Source organism: Streptomyces sp. (genome assembly GCF_035645055.1).
Classification (GTDB): Bacteria; Actinomycetota; Actinomycetes; order Streptomycetales; family Streptomycetaceae; genus Streptomyces.
Window position 1 is genome coordinate 1 of sequence record NZ_DASQNH010000017.1, and the last position, 18,513, is coordinate 18,513.

Genomic DNA, 18,513 nt, shown 5'->3' on the forward strand with positions numbered 1-18,513 from the left:
CGCTTCGCGGATGTCGTGGCGTCTCTCCCAGCGGGTGCGCAGTCGCCGGCAGCCGTGCAGCCAGGACGACCAAGAGCAGCAGGGCCAGGCCGAGGGGCTGCACGAACTGTTCCTGAGCCCTGTTGTGCCGCAGCGCTGGCCGGTGGCCGGCTCTCCTGGTGCGCCGGGCTGCCCGGCGCGGAGCGGGGAGGGCCCGGCCTCTTTCCGGATGCGTAATATGCTCCATATGAAGTCGAGTGTTACGTCCGTGCGTGGTGAGATCGTCATACGACGGGCCGTCGCCCGGGACGCCAAGCGGCTTACGCGACTCGTGCGCGGGTCGCGTGCCTACGAGGGTCAGTACGCGGCGATGGTCGCGGACTACCGCGTCGGGCCCGACTACATCGAAACTCATCGGGTCTTCGTGGCCGTCGACACCGAAGATTCCGCGGGCCGGGTGCTCGGTTTCTACTCGCTGGTCCTCGTGCCGCCGGAGCTGGACCTGCTCTTCGTCGAGGACGGGGCGCAGGGCCGCGGCATCGGGCGGCTGCTCGTCGAGCACATGAAGTCCGAGGCGCGCGCGGCGGGGCTGGACCGTGTCCGGGTGGTGTCGCATCCCCCGGCCGAGGGTTTTTACCGCAGCGTGGGCGCGCTGCGTACCGGGACCGCCTCCGCGAACCCGCCCGCGGTGGCGTGGGACCGGCCCGTGCTGGAGTTCCTGACCCCGTAACTGCCGCCCCGACCTCCTTGTCGCGGGTGCAATCTGGCGGGAGGGAGGCCGTACTGGCCCGACGATCGGGGTTTCGTCCCCGCGCGGGGAGGATGTGTCCTTCCCCAACACCACGGACGTGGGAGAGCTGGTCGACTGGGTGCGCCCGTTCGACAAGGTCACCGTCTTCGCCACCTGCGCTTCGCTCGGGCTGGGCACCCTGGAGCGCGCCCACAGGACCGGCCTTCCCGGTTGGGCCTGATCATCGTGGATGAGGTTCCCACAGGTCCGGGTCGCGGTGCACCGTCGTGGTCGGCGATGGCACGCAGGATGGCGACGTGGAGGGCGGCGGTGCGCAGCCCGCTGTGGTGGGCGCTGTCGGCCGGGTCGGTATCGGTCCTGCTCACCGCCTGCTGCGCGGTGCTGGCCGGGGCTCACTCCTATCAGGCCGTGGGCCAGGGCGCCCGCCACGCGCCTTCGGATGTGCTCGCCCGTCTCGGCGTGCGCCCCGCCGGTCCGCTGGGCGTGCGCCGCGCACCATCGAGTTCGACGATCCGCTCCTCCTGACCCTGGTATGTCCCGGCGGGCTTGCCGACCTGCTCGGATGCGACCCGGCGGGCGCCCGGCGCCCGGCACCTGGCCGTGGAAGCAAGGCCGCCTGCGGCTCGCGCACCATGGGGCATCGAGGCCGTGCTCCATGTCAGAGACACCACAGTCGGCGAGGACGCCGCGAAGACCCTTCACCCGCCCGCTGGACTTGATCGGACTGCCTTGGCCAGCGACATCACATGATCGATAGAACATTGCATCAGCCCTGCCTTTCGGAGCAGGATCGAAAGGGTTTACCGGAAGGCCCGGCGTCAGGAAGTATTCGAGGACGGCGGACGGAGCTTTCCCAGAGGTCGACCGCCCGGCGAACAGGAGAGGGGGCGGGGAGGCATCGGTGGCACGAAGCGTGCTCTGCCGGGCCCCTCTCGTGGAGACGACGAAATGGTGGATCATGGACGTGATCAGCACCGCCGAGGTTTCACCCAGGGAACGGTTCACCTTCTGGCGCGAGATGAACTCGAAGCTGTGGGTACCCTACGAATTACGCTATGCACCACGGTCGGAGAAGTCCTTCCAAGCCCAGGTCCGTGTCACTGAGTTCGGTTCCGTGCAGGCGGCGCTGATAACCACGACGCCTCACTCGGTCCACCGCACACCCAAGCTCATTCGCCAGGCCGATCCCGATGTATTCAAGCTGGGTTGCTTCGTGCACGGCGGCGGGGCGATCACGCAAGACGGCCGGCGCGCGGATTTCGTAGCCGGGGATCTGGTGCTGTACGACACCTCACGTCCCTACCAGGCCGAGTTCGCGCCGGATGTCTCAGCGAGCCAGCTGCTCCTCCTGCGCTTTCCGCGCTCGCTGCTCCCGCTGCCTCCCCAAGAGCTGCGGCGCCTGAGTGCCCTCAGGATTCCGGGCACTCGCGGTGTCGGTGCGCTGTCTTCGCAGTTCTTGATGCAACTCGCCCGCCACATGGACGAACTCAGTCCGTCCGACACCGCCCGGTTGTCCACCCTTACGCTCGACGTGCTGACCACCGCCCTGGCCACCGCGCTGGACACGCAAAGGGCAGTGCCGGCCCACACGCGGAGGCGAGCGCTGATGGCTCAGATCCACGCCTTCATCCGGGACAATCTGAATGACACGCGCTTGACTCCGGACGCGATCGCTGCGGCGCACCACATCTCCCTGCGTTACCTGCACAAGCTGTTCCAGCAGGAGGGGCGCACCGTTGCCGGCTGGATCCGCGAGCGCCGTCTGGAACAGTGTCGACGCGACCTGGCCGACCCCCGGGCGGCGGCTCGCCCGATCAGTGCGATCGCGGCTCGTTGGGGTTTTGCCAACCCCGCGCACTTCAGCCAGGCGTTTCGTCACGCTTACGGGCTTTCGCCGCGCCAGTTCCGCGAGGAGTGCGCGCAGACTAAAGGTCAGTGCGCTCACCGGTAACGACAGGATCCGCTGCGGACGTGCACCCTTTCACAGGGAGAAGTCACCGGTTGGCATGGAGCGGCATTCGGCGGTCCTCGGTCGGCTCGCCTTACGCCTCGAAGTGATCGACCAGTCAGGCCCACGAGACAGCACTCCGCGCGTCCCGTCCGGGCAGGCGTGACGCCTGCCCGGACGGGACGTGGCGACAGCCAGTATCGGAAACAGACCTGTCCACGTGCGCACGCCCGAATCGGAGACCGCCACTGTGAAGACCATGTCCCGAGCGCTCGGCCTCGCCGCCACCACCGCTGCGCTGACGCTGCTGCCTTTCACCGCCACCGCCACCGCCACAGCGGCCGGCGTGACCCAGTCCGCCGGCCAGGCGACGACAGTTCGGGCGGTCATGGCCGACGATCCCGCCGGCGGCGCGCAGTTCAATGCCGACGGCGTCCGCATCCGGTCCTGCCCCAGCATCGACTGCACCGTGCTGGGGCTCGGTTACCGCAGCCACTTCGTAAGCTGGTACTGCGGTCAGATCCAGAACGGCTTCGTCCATATTCTCGATCGCACGACGAACGTGGACGGCTGGGCCTCGGCCCAGTACCTGTACTACTACTGCGACTGACACGATGTCAGGTTCTTCCACGCTGTTCTCCTGTCTCGCTCCTGGCAGCCCACGCCGGTGCGGGGAGACGAGAAACCGGGGCACCGGCACAGTGAGAGTCGGACGGCACCCGCGACCGAGTCCCCGTCAGGCCCGCGGAAAACTGTGCAGACAGCAAGGGAAGGCCTTGCCCTCCTGACGCCCGTCGGTGCCCCTCCCGCTGCCGCGGACGAGGCCACCGCCACCACCTTGCCACCGTGCTCACTCAGACCCGTGCCGGGATGTGGGAGCCCTCGCTCTCCGCGAGAAAGCCGACGTCCGGCAGTTGTGCAGTCGTCTGCGCCGTGCGCCATCCCTCATGCCTGGCCGGCAAAGGTGACTCTTTCGGCCCACCCGAAGGAGAACACGCATTGTCCAGGGAAGCGGCAAGCCACGGGGCACGGACATTCGAAACAGAGCTGAAAACTTTGGTGAGATCGCCGTCCTACCGGACGTGCTCGCTTGTGACCGACACCATCGACTAGGAGAACTCATGAAAAGGACAGTCCCGATCAAGCGGCTGGTCGCAGTCGCCGCCGCGCTCGCCACGGCTGGACTGCTGTCAGCCGGCGCCAACACAGCAGTCGCCGACGCGTCACCCGCCCAATCCCGCACATCCTCATCCGCCGACTCCCTCACCGGCCCTGCCCGTGCGGCGGCCGCCAGCTGGCACGCCTACTCCTCGACGGGCTTCACAGGTCCGGATCGGTGGTTCGACGGAAACGTAGGGGAGTGCAAGTACGTCGGCGACAGCTGGAACGACAGGGTCCGATCCGCCCGCACCGAGGTTGACCATCGCCGGGTGGAGTTGTGGGACCACTCCAATTGCACCGGGGGTTCGATCGTCATCGACGGTTCCGGCTACAGCAGCATCGGAGCGTGGGTCAGCGCCTACCGCATCGTCAATGAGTGATCGAGAAAAGGTCGCAGCCCGACCAGCCGTGATGCCGAGCGGCTGGAAGCACGGTGAGCCGCCGAAGCGCGACCGGAGTGATTCGGTGTCGCTCGTCGAACAGTGCGATGAGTGACTCGTCCCCAACTCGCGCGGGCAGGTCGACGCCGTGCGACGCAAGGGGCGCGAGGAGGAACCGTACGGGGAACGGTCACTGTGACCGTTCCCCGTACGGTCACCCGCCCCCTCCAGCGAGGAGGACTCCGTAGCGGGTGAAGTCCTTGCCGCTGCCGACGAGGGCGAGCCCGACGGGCAGAGGGGTGTACTGGTCCTCGTTCTCGCCGTCCTCGTGACACCCGGCCAGCGTCACGGCAGCATCTGTGCGTCGGCTCTCCTGGAGCGGATCCGCGTCCCGCGCACGGGTCCTGGCCGGCCTTGACGCCGTGCCCGAGCATGTGATCGAGGACAAGGCATACAGCTCTCGTGGATCGGGCGGCTACCTGCGACGACGCGGAATCGGGCACACGATCCCCGAAAAGTCCGATCAGCAACGGCACCGGCGGCATCGCGGCAGTCACGGCGGCCGGCTCCCGGCGTTCGACCGGGAGACCTACCGTCGGCGCAACACCGTCGAACGCTCCTTCAACCGGCTCAAGACCTTCTGCGGCACCGCAGCGAGGCACGAGAAGACCGCCACTTCCTACGAAACAGCGGTCACACTCGCGTCGTTCTTGCTCTGGGCAAGATCCGTTTGAAGCACGCGCGGGTCATTGCCGGCCTGGTCGCCACCACCAAGGCGACCACCCGGTGACCGGCCGCGCCCGCACCCGCACCCGCCTGGACCGTCGTCCGTGCCTCGCTCGGCATCGCCCAGCTGCCCCCAGCAGACCGAGGGTGACCTGACCGCCGACGACATTGACGCCTGTGCGTTCGCTGCGATCGTGTGCGGGATCCAGGACATCGACGTCTTCGGTGGCCTCTCCCCCGCGCTCGCGCAGCTGGGCAGCACCGTCGCCCGCAAGGCGGACCAGATCGAACCCCGATCGCAACGGCGATCCCTCCCGCCACTTTGACGAGGCCGCCGCCGCCCTGATCACCGCCGACGTCGGGCAGCGCCTGAGCTGGGCTGGCGGCGGCAGCCGGGCGGTTCGAGCCAGGCGGTACGGATCAGATGACGGTCGGGGCCGCCCCGTTCTGGTGGAATTGCACGGTCAGCGTGCTGTCGGAGCGGGTCGCCGCCACCAGGTGCTTGTGCAGGTCCACGCCCTTGTAGGTGCCGCCCGGCAGACCGCCGATGATCTCGACCAAGGCCCAGTGGAGGTGCGAGGAGGTCTGGCCGAAGGCCATGACCTCGCCAAGTCGCTCACCCCTGCTGACGAAGACGCCTTCCGCCAGCTTGGACGGCACGGCGGTGAGGTGCATGTACGCGCCGCCCATCCTGTTGTTGTGTGCCCTCACGAAGATCTGCGCACCGTACTTCTCGGCGGTATCGGTGGACGGGTTGTGATGGTTGTAGCGGGTGATGTGGCCGTCGAACGCGGCGCGGACCTCCGTGCCGGGGTTCGCCCCCAGATCCATACCGAAGCGGTTGTACCAGTCACCCTCCGCATGCGTGCCGATGCCCGGGCCACGGAGGTCTCCCGTGAACGCCGACGCTTGTAGGGGGCTGGCGATGTCGATGGTGAATGCGGCCACCGGGGAACCTCTTCCCACTCAGGAGTACTGCCTGACGAGCGATGTCGGTTAAGTGTTCCGAGAGCGCCGTCGAAGTCCACGGGCCGTCCGGGTGAAACCTCATCCCGTTCCGCGGCCTGCCGCGTACGGCAGGCCGGCCCAAACGTGCCGTCACCCGCGCGGCGCACGATACGACGACGGCCTCCGGCGGCAGGTGGCCAGCGGGCAACCGCCTTGTCGGCAACCTCCACGGATACCCCGGACCAACAACCTCTGCGACGAGGCCGTCACCTGGTCACAAACACCGTCATCGACGCGGCCGACGTCGAACAGCCCGTGCGGGTGGAGCTGGTGATGGCCGTCAAGCGCCACGGCACGCCGACCGTCGCGGTCCTCGTCTCCACGTTGCCGTCGGTGTGCCTGGAGCGGCAGGGCCCGCCCCGGCCGACCGGCGCGTGCCCGAGGACGCCGCGACGGCGCGGGCGGCTTCGGCTTCGGCTTCGCCGTCCTGATGCCCTGCCCCGTCGGCCCGGAGTGCACCGGGCAGGCGTGGTCACCGGTCCACTCGGTCACGACCTGCACACGGCGCTGACTGTCAGGTCGACGTCCGATAAGAAGCACCGCCCGGCCCGGCCTGTTGGTGTGACTATGGGTGGGGACCCTGCTGGCGTCAGGCATCTCCGGGACGGCGTCCTCGACGAACCCGCCGGTGCGGGGCCGGGCTCGACAGCATGTCCTCCGTGGCCAGGCACCCGGCGCCCCGGCGGTGGGATGGGCTCAGGAACCCACGAGCTCGCCCAGCAGAGCAAAGACCAACGCGTCGAACGTATGTGAGGCCTCGCTGTACGTGTTCACCATCATCACCACCGCCGTTCCGCTCTTCCGGTCGAACGCCGCACAGGTGCTGAAGCCGTAGGTGCCGCCGTTGTGCCAGGTCACGGTCCGGCCGTCGGACAGCGTTCCGAAGTGCCAGCCGAGCCCCAGCCGCAGGCCCGTGGCGGGGTCGGTGAAGTGGTGTCGCTGCGTCAGCTCGATCGCGTCCCGCAGGGGCGAGCGCTCCGGGCGCAGCTGGGCATCCAGGTACCGGAGCATGTCGTCGGCGGTGCTGTACATCGAGGTGCCCGCACCGCTGAGGACGCGGTCGCGCCAGTCGGGTACCGCCTCCCCGGCCATGTGGCCGACGGCCTTGCGGGAGGCCATGTCCGGCCGCAGGGTCGTGGTCGTGTCCGACAGGCCCAGCGGTGCGGCCACCCGGCGCTGCAGCATCGCGTCCACGCCGTTGAAGGCCAGCGCCTGGCCGAGCAGTCCGAAACCCAGGTTCGAGTAGGCGTACGCGCTGCCTGGCTCGTTGTCCAGAGGGGTCTGGGGCAGACCGGCGGCCAGGTCCGCCAGCGTGTAGTGCGCGTACGGGTTGTACGGGTCCGCGCCGGCCAGGAGGTTGGCGGGGAGCCGGGGCAGGCCGGAGGAGTGGGTCGCCAGGTCGCGCAGGGTGATCCGCCGGGTGTCCCCGCGCGGGACGGTGAACCCGGGCGGCAGGCTGAGCGGCGTGTCCAGGCGCACCGTACCCGCACCCACCGCGCGCGCCAGGGCGGTGGCGGTGAGCGTCTTGCCGATCGAGCCGAGCTGGAACACGGTCTTGCCGTCGGGGGCGGGGCCGTCCTGGCCGGCACCGGCCACATACCGCCGGCCACCGCGGACGACGCCGAACACCACGCTCGGGGCACCGGCGGCCAGCGCGCGGTCGAGGTAGGGCCGCACCTGCGCGGCCAGACCGTCCCCGGCCGCCATGACCTTGCCCGGTATCAGCGCCACACCGCCCGCGGCCGCCGCGGTGCCCAGCAGCTTTCGTCGATCCACGGTCCACTCCTTCGTCGCTCGGTACGGCGTGCGAATGCGCACGCCGTGTTGAGTGAAACTGTTTCAGCCGCCAACATCAACAGTCGCGTTGGGCGCGTGACCACACGCGGTGGACCATGTCCACCGCACAGCGCGCTGTCCCTGACAGCAGTGCAGGAGTTCGCGGACCGAGCTCGTTCGCTGGTATGCCCGATGAGTACGCGCGAGGACTGGCTCTACCGCATCGAGTGCCTGAGAGCGACGACGAACAAGCCCTTACCAACGGTGACCATGTCAGTGGGCCCGCCGCCGACACCTACCGACACCGCATCACAGCCGCCGACCGCGAGTTCGCCGGCCGCGTCCTCACCAAAGAGCGCCATGCCCGCGACCTGCTCGGGCGATCCAGCGTTCGGCGGCCTCATGCATCCGGACCAGCCCGGTTGCCTCCAGCATCTCGCGCCACTGCTGAACCGGGACGCGTCGCCCCGGCCGCCATCCGGCCCCACGCAGCGTCTCCTCAAACCTCACCGGCATCCCGCCGGGCCGCCGCTTCCGCCTCAACCCACGCCTGATCCACGGGTACGTTCTCCGGCCAGCTCGGCCGCCACCGGGCCAGCCACTCGTCGAAGTCCTCGCGCAGGAACTGGCGCTCTACGGGCCTGAGTCGCACCTGCGGCCGTTCATCGGCCCACCAGACCTGGAACTCCGTCACGGTCCCCACCGCGGGCCAGCGCTCCGCGGCGGACGGAAGCAACAGCACGTCGACGAACCCTCCCACCGGAAGGCCGATGTCAACGAAGATCCCCGTCGCGCCCGGATTCGGGACCGCGGCAACCGTCCCTGAAAGCCTCTGTCCCAACCGCAGGCCTTTCCGGGCCTGGATCCTCTCCTCCACGCTCACCATGAAGCACATCCTCGCAGCGGAAGACTTCACCGCAACGGGGTCAAGCGGTTGCAACGGTGCTGTTGCCTCGATGCCAGACACAACAGCAGGTCAGCCGTCGGCAGACGAAGAGTAGTAGCAACCCGAACTGGCGGAACAAAGGCCGCCCTCACGACGGCGAACACACCGGCCGCGTGGTCATCGCCGCCGCCGTGCGCACCATCGACCACGCCCACCTCCCCGGCTGGGACCGGGAGAGCCCGGACACCGGCCCTGACCCCGTCAAGGAGCTGGCTCGGCTTGGCGAAGGCTGCGGAACACCGCCGGGGTCGTCCAGCCCTGCAACGTGGCCTGAATCGTCGAGCGGAACGCGGCTTCGGCCGTGGCGGAGTCGAGGGCCCCGGCCAGTTCGAGAGTGACGAGCCCGTGCAGGGTGGCCCAGATCGACAGGGCGATCGACGTTGCCTCGCCGGCGAGGACGGACGCCGTCAAGCCGCGATCGATCGCCGCGAGAAGCGGACGGACGGGGTCACCGGCACCCACCTCCCCCGACGGGTTGAAGGACTGCACCCCACCGAACAGCACCGTGTACAGGTGGCTGTGTCCGCGCCCCCAACGGCGGTAGGCGACGGCGAGCGCGTAGAGGTCGGCGAGCGGGTCCGCGGAGGTTCGCACCGTCGACAGTTCCTGGAACAGGCCGTCGACGGCTCTGTCGCGCACCGCACTGATCAGCCCGTCCTTGCCGCCGAACAAGGAGTACACCGCCGTCGTCGACGCCTCGGCAGCAGCGGCCACGGCGCGGACCGTGACCGCCTCCCGCGGACGGGTGGCGAGCATCTCGGTCGCGCACACCACGAGCCGCTCTTTGACCGCCTCGTCGTTTGTTCTCGGCCTACCCACGACCAGCAGCCTACCCTCTCTGATAACGTCGTTTTGAAACAGCGTTCTGAAACTGCCGGAGGTCCACCGTGCTCACGTCCGCCATACGTCTCGGCCGCTTCACCGGACGCTTACTGCTGGCCCTGGCCGCCGTTGCGGCCCTCGTCGTCGTCTTTCTCGCACTGATCGCCCTCACAGACGGGGCAGGCTCGGGGCTCGCCGCATGGTCGATGACCCTGGGAGCCGGGACCGCCCTCGCCATGTGGCGGGGGAGGCGCCGCACTTGGCCGAAGCGGCTCGTGCCGTTCCTGCCGGTGGTTGTCACGGCAGCACTGACGGCGGCGGTCTGCGTCCCGACCGTGCCGACGGCCCGCCGGTATCCGCCTGCCCTGCCGTTCGTAGCCACGCAGCACTGGAGCCTGGCCACCGGCAGCCGGGTCGCGGTCTACCACTACCCGCCCGCGAACCCCGGCACCCGGCATCCCATCCCGTTCGTGTACCTCAACGGCGGACCGGTCCGCGGCATCTCGGTGCTCGACCACCGGTTCCTTCAACTCCTGGCACGCCAGGGCTACGACGTCTACGCCTATGAACAGGCCGGTGGCGGACGGAGCGACCTTCTCCCCATGGGCCAGTACACGATCTCCAGGTCGGTCCGCGACCTCGCCGCCTTCGTCGACCGCCTGGACAAGGGCAAGGTCGACGTCCTCGGGTTCTCCTCAGGCGGCGTCGTGCTCACCCGAGCCCTGGCCGACCCGAACGTCGCCGCACGCTTGCACCGGGCGATCATCGCCGAGCCCGGCCCCATGGACGGCCCCACCGCTCACATCACCGGGCACAAGGGGCGAAAGTCCGCACGGGGCCTCGCGCCGGCCATGACCGGACCGCGTTCGACGTCCGTCCCCCGGTACGCCGTTGCATTCGGCCTCATGCGACTCGGACTCCTCACCCCCGACACCGGACTGATCGGGCAGGCCGAAGGCGACAACGCGTTCACCGCCGCGGACCTCGGCAGCGACACCGCATCCGCCTACTGCGCGCGCGACGCGCACCGCATCCCCGCCGAGGACACCGCACACAACTTCTCCTTCAGCCCCGCCGCCAGCCTCCGCGTCCAGCGGACGGTCAAGGACTCGCCCTCCATCGCCCCGCGACTGAGGCAGTCCCGGACCCCCGCGATGCTGATGATCGCCGAGTGCTCCTCCCAGCTCCGTCAATGGGCCACCACCATCCTCGCCAACGACCCCGCCGTCCAGCGGACGCAGTACATGCCCGGAGTCGGAAACCACATGTGGAACGGCCTGGACGGCAACACCGACCGAGCTGCCGCCGTCATCACCGCGTTCCTTCAGGGCAAGCCCGCCCCCCTGCCGAACCACCCGACCCGCGACGAGATCCCTGCCTTCCTGCGCGACCACAAATGAAGACGCTGCGCCGGCACCTTGGAAGGAAAGTCGCCCGAGCCCTGGGCGGCCGACGGCACCCGGCCCGAACATGTCCCGCAATCTGTCGGGGTCTTCCTTTTAAGGGCAGTATGGCCATGTGAGCGGGGACACTTATGGCGGGGACCGGATCGACTTCAGGAACGGGACGTTCTGGGCCGAAGCGATCGGGACGAAGGTAGACCACCATCACCACTACGGACCCATGCCACACGTAGAAGACTCGCTCCCCCCACCGGCAGCCGAGTTCACCGGGCGCGAGGAGGAACTCGGCTCGCTGCTGACGGCCTTGGCCCCCGTTGACACCGGCCACACTCCGGTCCCGGTCACCGCGGTGGCCGGGCTGGGCGGCGTGGGCAAGACCGCTCTGGCCGTACGGGCCGCTCACGCGGCCAGAGAACGCGGCTGGTTCCCCGGCGGCGCGCTGTTCGTCGACTGCCACGGCTACGACGAGACACCCGCCGGACCGGAACAACTCCTGGCGGCCCTGCTGCGCGCCTTGGGCGTGGCGGCCGCGCACGTGCCGGGCACGCTGGACGAGCGTGCCGGGCTCTACCGCTCGGTCCTGGCTGAGCGGGCCCGCACGAGCGGCCGTGTGCTGATCCTGGTGGACAACGCCTCGCATCCCGGACAGGTCAGGCCACTGCTGCCTGGCCATACCGCGCACCGGGTGCTCGTCACCTCGCGTGACACCATGCCGCAGCTCGGTTCCCACCTGCTCCGTCTGGACATCCTCCGGCCGGAGGTGGCGCGGGACGTGCTGCACAGCGCGCTGCGCACGGCGGCCTCCGCCGACCGGCGTGTCCAGGACGACCCTGGGGCGACCGGACGGCTGTGCGAGCTGTGCGGGCGGCTGCCGCTGGCGCTGCAGATCGCGGCTGCTCTGCTGATCTCCGATCCGGAGAAGCCGGTGGCGGAACTCGTGTCGGAGCTGTCCGATTCCGCCACGCTTCTCGATCACCTGGACGACGGTGAACGAGGCGTGCGGGCCGCCTTCGACCTGTCGTACCGCCGCCTCGCTCCAGGAGCCGCGCGGCTGTTCCGCCTGCTGGCGCTCGCGCCGGGAGCGGAGACGAGCGACGAGGCGATCACCGTGCTCTGCGGAGCGGAGGCTCTGCCGCGGCGGGAGCTCAACATACTGATCCGCGCCCACCTGGTCGCACCCGGCAGCATGCGGGGCTGCTGGACGCTGCACGACCTGGTGCGAGCCTACGCGCTGGACCAGGTGTCCCGGCAGGAGGCGCTGCGGCAGGAGGGCACGCAGGCACGGGCCCGGCTCCTCGCCCACTACCAGCGGCGGGCCGAGGCGGCCGACCGCTCTCTGCAGTCCCGTCCCGGCCGGCCACCGACGGCCGACTTCAGCGGCCGGGAGGACGCGCTGAGCTGGTTCGACCGCGAGCGCACCAGCCTCGTCTCCGCAGCGCTGTGGGCAGCCGACCCCGCCCACGCCCGGGCCGGACTGGGACTGGCACTGCGCCTTCACGGTTATCTCAGCTGGCGACGGTACTTCGACGACGCCGTGTCCGTCTTCCGGTGCGCCGCGGAGACGGCAGGCGCGTTGGGCGAAGGCTTGAACGCGGGCAAGGCATGGAACCGTCTCGGACTGGCTCTGCGTAACAACCGCAGGATCGAGGAGGCCGTCGCGGCGCACAACCGGGCGTGCGAGATCCACCGGGAGCGTGGCGACCGGCTCGAGGAGGGAATGTCCTGGGACATGCTGGGGGTCTCCTTGACGGAAGTGCGCAGATTCGACGAGGCGATCGCGGCGCATGAACGCGCCCGTGAGCTGGTGCACGCGTGCGGAGAACGCCAGGCCGAGGCATCGACCTGGAACAACCTCGGGCGCGCCCTGTTCAAGCTGGGCCGGTTCGACGAGTCGCTCGTCGCGCTCACCCGGGCCCGGGAGATGTTCCGCTCGGTCGGTGACCGATTCCGTGAGGCCACCGCGACGAACAATCTGGGGCGTGCCTTCCGGGAGACCGGGCGCCTGGAGGAGGCTCTGGCGGCGCACACCGCCGCTCGGGATGTCTTCGAGGAGCTGGGCGCCCGCGAACGCCACGCCACGGCATGGAACGACTTCGGTGCCGCCCTGTCCGCGCTGGGCCGGCTCGACGAAGCCGTCGATGCGCATCTGCTCGCTGTACGGGAGTACCAGGACCTGGGCGACCGGCACCGGCAAGCGGTCGCGGGCAACGACCTCGGGGTCACGCTCCGGCGCGCGGGTCGCCGGGACGCGGCCCGCGACGCACATCTCCAGGCCCTGCGCCTCTTCCGGGAGCTCGCCGACCCCCACGGTGAGAGCGAGACGCTCGAACACCTCGCCGCCGCGGAGCGAATCGAACAGCTCGGGGAAGCGGGGAGGGGATGAAGCAGCCGCCGCTCCGGCCTCGACTGGCGAGGACAAGTTCCCTGCTACTGCTCCAGCCGACCCCGCTGTGCAACCTCGACTGCCGCTACTGCTACCTGCCCGCTCGGGGGCTCGCCCGCTTCATGTCCCACGAGGTCGCCGATGCCGTCGCACAAACCGTCGGCGCCTGGTCGGAGCACCACCCGGTCACGGTGCTGTGGCACGGCGGCGAGCCGCTCACCGCGGGAGTGTCCCGTCTGCGGGGGCTGCTGGACCGGTTTCCCCCGGGCCGCGAGCACCCCGTACGGCACGCCGTTCAGACCAACGCCTCGCTCATCGACGAGGCGTGGTGCCGGCTCTTCACGGAGCGGCGGATCAAGGTCTCCGTCAGTCTCGATGGTCCGGGCCCCGGCTCCGACCGTCTGGACCGCGGTGGCCGGGACGCCACCGACCGCGCGCTGCGCGGTATCGGGCTGCTCAGAGAACACGGAATCGCGTTCGGCGCCATCGCTGTTGTGGCCGATCCGTCCCCGCGCAAGGCGGCCGAGCTGCATCAGTGGTTCGCCGCTCTCGGCTGCGGCGTTCTGGGAGTGAACCTGGTGGAACGCAAGGGCGTGAACGCCTGGACCGTTCGCGACGACGAGAATGTCGCGGACTTCTGGGCCACGCTGGCCGCCCGCGGACGCGCCGACCGGCGCATGTCCCTGCGTGACGTGGAGCACGCCTGGCGGTACGTCAGGGCGGAGCTGGCCGGAGTGGCCGGGCGATGGGCCGACCAGCCGGCCGATCCGCTCCCCATGGTGACCTGGGATGGTCAGGTGGTGGCACTGAGTCCGGACCTCGCGGGTTTCTCCTCCCCCCGCCACGGCCCGTTCACTGTCGGCGATGTACGGGAGCTGGGGCTGGCCGGCTGCCTGGCCCGCGCGGAGGAGACGCCCTGGGTCGCAGAGGCACTCGACGGGGTCGAAGCCTGTCGCGCCGTATGTGACCTGTTCGCGTACTGCCGTGGCGGGCAGGCCGCCAACAAGTACTTCGAGACCGGCCGGCTGGATGCCACCGAGACCCATTTCTGCCGCAACAGCAGGAAACTCCTGATGGAAGGAGTCATGCGCGATGCGGAACGACGTGCCGAAGAGGCCCGGACTTGAGGAGCGCATCCGGTCCCTGGGCACGGGCCGGTTTCCCGTGCCGGATCCCGAGGTCTGCGAGGCGTGCGGAGACGCCGCGTGCACGCACGCCCCCACGCTCTATTCGGGTGGCACGGACCCGATCCTTCCCTCGCCCCCGCGGTGAGTCCCGTCAGCCGTCGCAGTCGCCACGCCGGCGTCCGGTCGACCCATTTCTCTGACCAGCTCCCCCGACGCCGCACGTGAGGCCCGCGGACTGCTCGGCCGGCAGCGGGCGCAACCGGCGGGGTGATCACGCCGCAGTCACAGCCCGTCCACGCAGGCCGGCATCCGCCCGGTGGAAGGCGTCCGCCTCCCGCCGCCCGGTCCAGTTCGCGGTCCTTTCCCAGCCTGTACCGCATGGCTGCCGGAGTCCTTCGCGACTCATGGCTTGCGGAACTGCTCCACCAGCGCCACGTACCCGCTGGCGCCGTGTCCGGCGGCCGCCGCCCGCTCGGCCAGCGCTTTGACGAGCCGCGGCAGTTCGGCGTTGACGCCGAGCATCTCGCTCTCCTCGACCACGTGCGCCATCGCCGCCAGGTGGGTGCCGACAGTGCCGTCGTCGGACGAGTAGACGCCGTGGTCGGCCTGCCGGGCGTAGTCGGGCAGCCAGCCGGCCACCGTGTCGATTGCCGTCAGTGCGAGGGGGAGGTAGGCCGTGGCGGACACACCAGCCGTGCCGAGGATCGCGGCGCCGTTGAGGAAACCGTCGAGCATGCCCCACATGAGGACGAGCGTGGCCATCTCGTGCATGGTCGCCAGTCCGGGATCATCTCCGAGGTGGAGACCCGTACCGAGACTGTTCAGCGTGGACGCGTGAGCTTCGTACAGCGGTCGCGGCCCGCTGTAGGCGACCACGGCGTCGGCCGTGCCGACGGCCTCCGGGACGGCCATGATCCCACCGTCGAGGTAGCCGCCGCCGCGGCGCGCCACCTCCTCGGCGAGTGCTCGGGCACGCGAGGGCGTACCTGATGTCAGATTCACCACGACCCGGCCGTCAAGCGGCCCGTCGAGGACGTCGGCCACGGCGTCGTAGTTCGACACGCAGACCACCACGAGCGGGGCGGCCGCGATCGCGGCCGCCGGAGACTCGGCGAGCACCGCGCCCCGCGCGACGATGTCGTCCGCCTTGGCCGTCGTGCGGTTCCACACGGTCGTCGGGTGTCCCGCGCTCAGGAACGCCCCGGCAAGGGCGCCGCCCATCAGGCCGAGACCCAGGACTGTGACGGGTGTGCCGGTGTGCATCATGTGCTCCTTCTCCGTTCGGGGGCACAATCGTCAACGTTCACACCGGTATGAAGGTCAAGGGGTGCTTCGCATGCTGATCGGAGAGCTGAGCCGGAGGACCGGTGTCCACCCGCACCAGCTGCGGTACTACGAGGCGCGGGGCCTGCTGGTGCCCGATCGCGGCGGCAACGGCTATCGCACGTACGGTGATGACGCCGTGATCACCGTCGCCCAGATCAGGAGATTGCTCGACGCCGGGCTGTCGACTCAGGAGATCGGGTATCTCCAACCGTGCGTCACCGGCGCGGCCCCCGATCTGAAGCCCTGCCCGGAGACCCTGGACCTCCTACGGGCGCGCATCGCCGGGCTGGACGAGCAGATCGACACGCTCGTCCAGTCCCGCGAGACACTGCGCGAGTACCTGGCGGCCACGGAACGACGGCTGGCCGGCTAGGTGTTGTCGCGGTTGCGGGCCGGGGCCCGCGGCGTGACCTGCCGGATCGCTACGGCTCGTGGCCGGCTACCTGGCGCACTTGCGCGCGGGCGCGATCGTCCGGGACCGCGCCGGGGGGCGTGACGGCCGGCCAGGCACCCGGCCGGTCCGAGGCGGCCTGACCACCAAGGTCCGTCTCTCCTGCGGCGGCCCGGCCTTCCGCCGGCCGTCGTCGGCGAAGCGCCGGTGGGCTGCGGCTCCCGACGGCCCGAACGACGCGGACGGCAACTGCCACCCTGCACAGTCCGGCGTCGCCACGAACACGATCGCGGCCGGTACTTCCCGATCGCCGCGTCGGCGCCGGCCACCGCCTTGAAGCCGGATCGGCGCCTCCGGCAGCACACGCTGCAACAGCTCCCGCAGCTGCACCTGGAGCAGTTGCCTGGGGATGCAGGGCCCTGGGGATTGTGCTGGTGGCGCACAGGTGAGAGAGGGTGCGGTGCGCCCGGCAGGGCCTCTCGAATTCCGGCATGCCCGATCGGGCGCGCGAAATTGTCAGCGCTGAATGAAGAGGGCACGGGCGACAAGCCGTCGAGCACAGGTCAACGGTCCGTTCCGGAGACGGTGTCCGGCTCTGCGGAGGGTGTTTGGTTCGGGGGTTCAGGCTGCCCGAAATGGGCCCGAATCAAAATGAGTTGACAGGTTACCGAGATCACCTTGCAAACCCTTGCCAGAGGGGTTGCCGAGCCTTAGCCTCGAAAGCGTTCCCCTGATGCGATCCCCTCTGGGACAACGAGATCGAATGGCCATGACAACGTTATCCATATTATTCAGGTGCCGGCCGCCTCGGCGCCGCTTCCTCTGCTCATTCTGACCCGACCCGGGAGCCCGGCGCCCGCCGCCGGCCCGCCCGGGACGACGCGGACACCCGGCCGCGGCCACCGGCGAGGTGGCACGCGCCGTCACCGGGCGCTCGTCGACACCCAGGCACAGCGCATCGGCCCGCTCCGCGTTCGTTCACCCTTCCCAGCCCCCACGCGCAGGAAGAAGGACGGTACGTCCGTGGCGACCACGAGTTTCCCCGACGCCTCGCCTCACAAGAAGCATGCCGCCACCCCGGCTCCTCCCGCCCATCCCGACCTCGCCGGGAGCGGCGCGCCCCGCGGTGCCACGTCGGCGAGCGCCTGCACGGCCCACGCGTCTCCCGGAGACCTGGTCGTCACGGCCGCGGAACCCGAATTCGCCCGCCAATTCGGCCTGAGCGCCGACGAGATATGCGGGTACGGCCTTCTCGACCTTCTCCGTTCACCGGTTCCCGCCCGGCTGCGGGGACAGTTCACCGCCCTTTCCTCGGGGCGCTGTCGACGATTCACGGAAAGTGTGACGGGCCGGGACGGCGCCGGCGGGAGTTTCTGTGCGGAGGTCACGGGGGTCGCCGTCAGGAATCCTTCGGGTGACCTGGTCGGCGTCGTCGTCTTCCTGCGCCGGGCCTCGGACGCGGTCTCCGGCGGGCCGGTGCTCAGTGCCCTCGACGCGCAGGTCCTGGAAGGTGTGGCGAGTGGCCAGTCCACGGTGCAGTTGGCCTCCCGCCTCTATCTGAGCCGTCAGGGAATCGAGTACCGCGTCGGGCAGATGCTGCGGAGGTTCGACGCGCCCAACCGCCCCGCCCTGGTGGCGCGCGCGCACGCGCTCGGGATGTTCGCCGCCGGCCAGTGGCCCCCGCGCGTCCTCCCGGAACACGTGCGGTAGCGCGGCACGGGGCTCACCGGAGCCCTGGCGGCGGCCGTGGCGGTGCGTCACCGCCACGGCCGCCTTCGTCATGGAGCCGGCTTCCGGGGCGCCCGGCGTCCGCCTCACGCCGCCGCGGGCTGCCACGCCTCCTGGAACCGGCGGCGGGCCCGGAACAGACGGGAGCGGACGGTGCCCACGGGCAGGGCGAGCACCTCGGCCATCTCCTCCTCGTTGAGCCCGTAGGCACGCAGGGTGAGGACCTGCCGGTGTGCCTGGGACAGACGCTCCAGGACGTCGCTGATGTGCACGGCGTCCAGGGGGTTCGCCTCCTGCCGCGACTCCAGCTGGGAGCAGCTGTGTTCCTCGCCGTAGCGCTTGGCGGTGCGGACGGCCTCGCGGACCGTCACCGAGCGTACCCAGCCGTAGAACGCCGCCGGTTCGCGCAGGGAGCCCAGGCCGCGGTAGATGGCGAGCAGCGCCTCCTGCGTGGCGTCGGCGCCGTCGTCGTGGGTGATGGACCGGCAGATGCGGGCGACGTAGGGCGCGATGCCGGTCAGCAGGTGGTTCATCGCGTACTCGTCGCCCGCTTGGGCTCGGGAGAGCAGCGTCAAGGGAGAGGGGAGTTCGCTGACGGTGGTCATGTCGGGCAGAGGCTCCTTACGGCAGCCGGGCGGGCGGGGGTGCGTGGAGGCGG

The 18,513-nt window shown here is 70.0% G+C and carries 19 protein-coding genes and 1 pseudogene; 12 read left to right on the forward strand and 8 right to left on the reverse strand.

Features of this window, described 5'->3' with window-relative positions; all coding sequences use genetic code 11:
• The first annotated feature begins 208 nt into the window (after window positions 1-208).
• The 6 genes from VE614_RS04730 (at window position 209) to VE614_RS04755 (ending at window position 4,219) form a co-directional block, all read left to right on the forward strand.
• On the forward strand, window positions 209-709 hold the full coding sequence (locus VE614_RS04730) for a GNAT family N-acetyltransferase (protein WP_414719520.1): 501 nt from the start codon (window positions 209-211) through the stop codon (window positions 707-709).
• Window positions 710-803: 94 nt separating this feature from the next.
• Window positions 804-950, forward strand: coding sequence for a hypothetical protein (locus VE614_RS04735; RefSeq protein ID WP_414719510.1), 147 nt, complete (start codon window positions 804-806; stop codon window positions 948-950).
• Window positions 951-1,018: 68 nt separating this feature from the next.
• Window positions 1,019-1,255, forward strand: coding sequence for a hypothetical protein (locus tag VE614_RS04740; RefSeq protein WP_324932926.1), 237 nt, complete (start codon window positions 1,019-1,021; stop codon window positions 1,253-1,255).
• Window positions 1,256-1,688: 433 nt separating this feature from the next.
• A complete protein-coding gene (locus tag VE614_RS04745) occupies window positions 1,689-2,681 on the forward strand; it encodes a helix-turn-helix domain-containing protein (RefSeq protein ID WP_324932459.1) in 993 nt (330 codons plus the stop codon).
• 217 nt (window positions 2,682-2,898) lie between these two features.
• A complete protein-coding gene (locus VE614_RS04750; protein ID WP_324932462.1) occupies window positions 2,899-3,288 on the forward strand; it encodes an SH3 domain-containing protein in 390 nt (129 codons plus the stop codon).
• 511 nt (window positions 3,289-3,799) lie between these two features.
• A complete protein-coding gene (locus VE614_RS04755; protein WP_324932465.1) occupies window positions 3,800-4,219 on the forward strand; it encodes a peptidase inhibitor family I36 protein in 420 nt (139 codons plus the stop codon).
• A gap of 214 nt (window positions 4,220-4,433) precedes the next feature.
• On the opposite strand, the gene VE614_RS04760 is transcribed toward VE614_RS04755, so the two are convergent.
• Complete coding sequence (locus VE614_RS04760; protein ID WP_324932468.1) at window positions 4,434-4,568, reverse strand: hypothetical protein; 135 nt, start codon at window positions 4,566-4,568, stop codon at window positions 4,434-4,436.
• A 10-nt stretch (window positions 4,569-4,578) separates the two neighbouring features.
• Here VE614_RS04760 and VE614_RS04765 point away from each other — a divergent pair, with 10 nt between their 5' ends.
• Window positions 4,579-4,953 (forward strand): transposase, encoded by a 375-nt coding sequence (locus tag VE614_RS04765; RefSeq protein ID WP_414719511.1) that lies wholly within the window; start codon window positions 4,579-4,581, stop codon window positions 4,951-4,953.
• A 412-nt stretch (window positions 4,954-5,365) separates the two neighbouring features.
• Here the strand turns inward: VE614_RS04765 and VE614_RS04770 are convergent, their stop codons facing one another.
• From VE614_RS04770 to VE614_RS04785, 4 genes are all read right to left on the reverse strand, one after another.
• Window positions 5,366-5,893 (reverse strand): M23 family metallopeptidase, encoded by a 528-nt coding sequence (locus VE614_RS04770; RefSeq protein WP_324932471.1) that lies wholly within the window; start codon window positions 5,891-5,893, stop codon window positions 5,366-5,368.
• 756 nt (window positions 5,894-6,649) lie between these two features.
• Complete coding sequence (locus VE614_RS04775; protein ID WP_324932474.1) at window positions 6,650-7,729, reverse strand: serine hydrolase domain-containing protein; 1,080 nt, start codon at window positions 7,727-7,729, stop codon at window positions 6,650-6,652.
• 499 nt (window positions 7,730-8,228) lie between these two features.
• A complete protein-coding gene (locus VE614_RS04780; RefSeq protein ID WP_324932477.1) occupies window positions 8,229-8,615 on the reverse strand; it encodes a hypothetical protein in 387 nt (128 codons plus the stop codon).
• Between the two features lie 261 nt (window positions 8,616-8,876).
• A complete protein-coding gene (locus VE614_RS04785) occupies window positions 8,877-9,494 on the reverse strand; it encodes a TetR-like C-terminal domain-containing protein (protein ID WP_324932480.1) in 618 nt (205 codons plus the stop codon).
• Window positions 9,495-9,562: 68 nt separating this feature from the next.
• On the opposite strand from VE614_RS04785, the gene VE614_RS04790 reads away from it, so the two are divergent.
• The 3 genes from VE614_RS04790 to amcB all read left to right on the forward strand — a co-directional run bounded on the left by VE614_RS04790 (window position 9,563) and on the right by amcB (window position 14,410).
• Complete coding sequence (locus tag VE614_RS04790) at window positions 9,563-10,897, forward strand: alpha/beta fold hydrolase (protein WP_324932483.1); 1,335 nt, start codon at window positions 9,563-9,565, stop codon at window positions 10,895-10,897.
• 223 nt (window positions 10,898-11,120) lie between these two features.
• Window positions 11,121-13,283 carry a tetratricopeptide repeat protein gene (locus tag VE614_RS04795; protein ID WP_324932485.1) on the forward strand — a complete coding sequence of 721 codons (2,163 nt, stop codon included), beginning with the start codon at window positions 11,121-11,123 and terminating at the stop codon, window positions 13,281-13,283.
• Window positions 13,280-14,410, forward strand: coding sequence for a cyclophane-forming radical SAM peptide maturase AmcB (amcB, locus tag VE614_RS04800; RefSeq protein ID WP_324932487.1), 1,131 nt, complete (start codon window positions 13,280-13,282; stop codon window positions 14,408-14,410). Before VE614_RS04795 ends, amcB begins: the two co-directional genes overlap by 4 nt.
• A gap of 402 nt (window positions 14,411-14,812) precedes the next feature.
• Here the strand turns inward: amcB and VE614_RS04805 are convergent, their stop codons facing one another.
• A complete protein-coding gene (locus VE614_RS04805) occupies window positions 14,813-15,673 on the reverse strand; it encodes an NAD(P)-dependent oxidoreductase (protein ID WP_414719512.1) in 861 nt (286 codons plus the stop codon).
• Between the two features lie 73 nt (window positions 15,674-15,746).
• Between VE614_RS04805 and VE614_RS04810 the strand changes: the two genes are divergently transcribed.
• Window positions 15,747-16,109 carry a MerR family transcriptional regulator gene (locus VE614_RS04810; protein ID WP_324932493.1) on the forward strand — a complete coding sequence of 121 codons (363 nt, stop codon included), beginning with the start codon at window positions 15,747-15,749 and terminating at the stop codon, window positions 16,107-16,109.
• 210 nt (window positions 16,110-16,319) lie between these two features.
• Here VE614_RS04810 and VE614_RS04815 read toward each other — a convergent pair.
• Window positions 16,320-16,538 (reverse strand): annotated as a pseudogene (locus VE614_RS04815) (hypothetical protein); the annotation flags it as partial.
• A 612-nt stretch (window positions 16,539-17,150) separates the two neighbouring features.
• On the opposite strand from VE614_RS04815, the gene VE614_RS04820 reads away from it, so the two are divergent.
• Window positions 17,151-17,837 (forward strand): PAS domain-containing protein, encoded by a 687-nt coding sequence (locus tag VE614_RS04820; protein ID WP_324932496.1) that lies wholly within the window; start codon window positions 17,151-17,153, stop codon window positions 17,835-17,837.
• 104 nt (window positions 17,838-17,941) lie between these two features.
• Here the strand turns inward: VE614_RS04820 and VE614_RS04825 are convergent, their stop codons facing one another.
• The gene (locus tag VE614_RS04825; RefSeq protein WP_324932499.1) at window positions 17,942-18,460 is read right to left on the reverse strand and encodes an RNA polymerase sigma factor; all 519 of its coding nucleotides are present in this window, start codon (window positions 18,458-18,460) and stop codon (window positions 17,942-17,944) included.
• Between the last annotated feature and the right edge of the window lie 53 nt (window positions 18,461-18,513).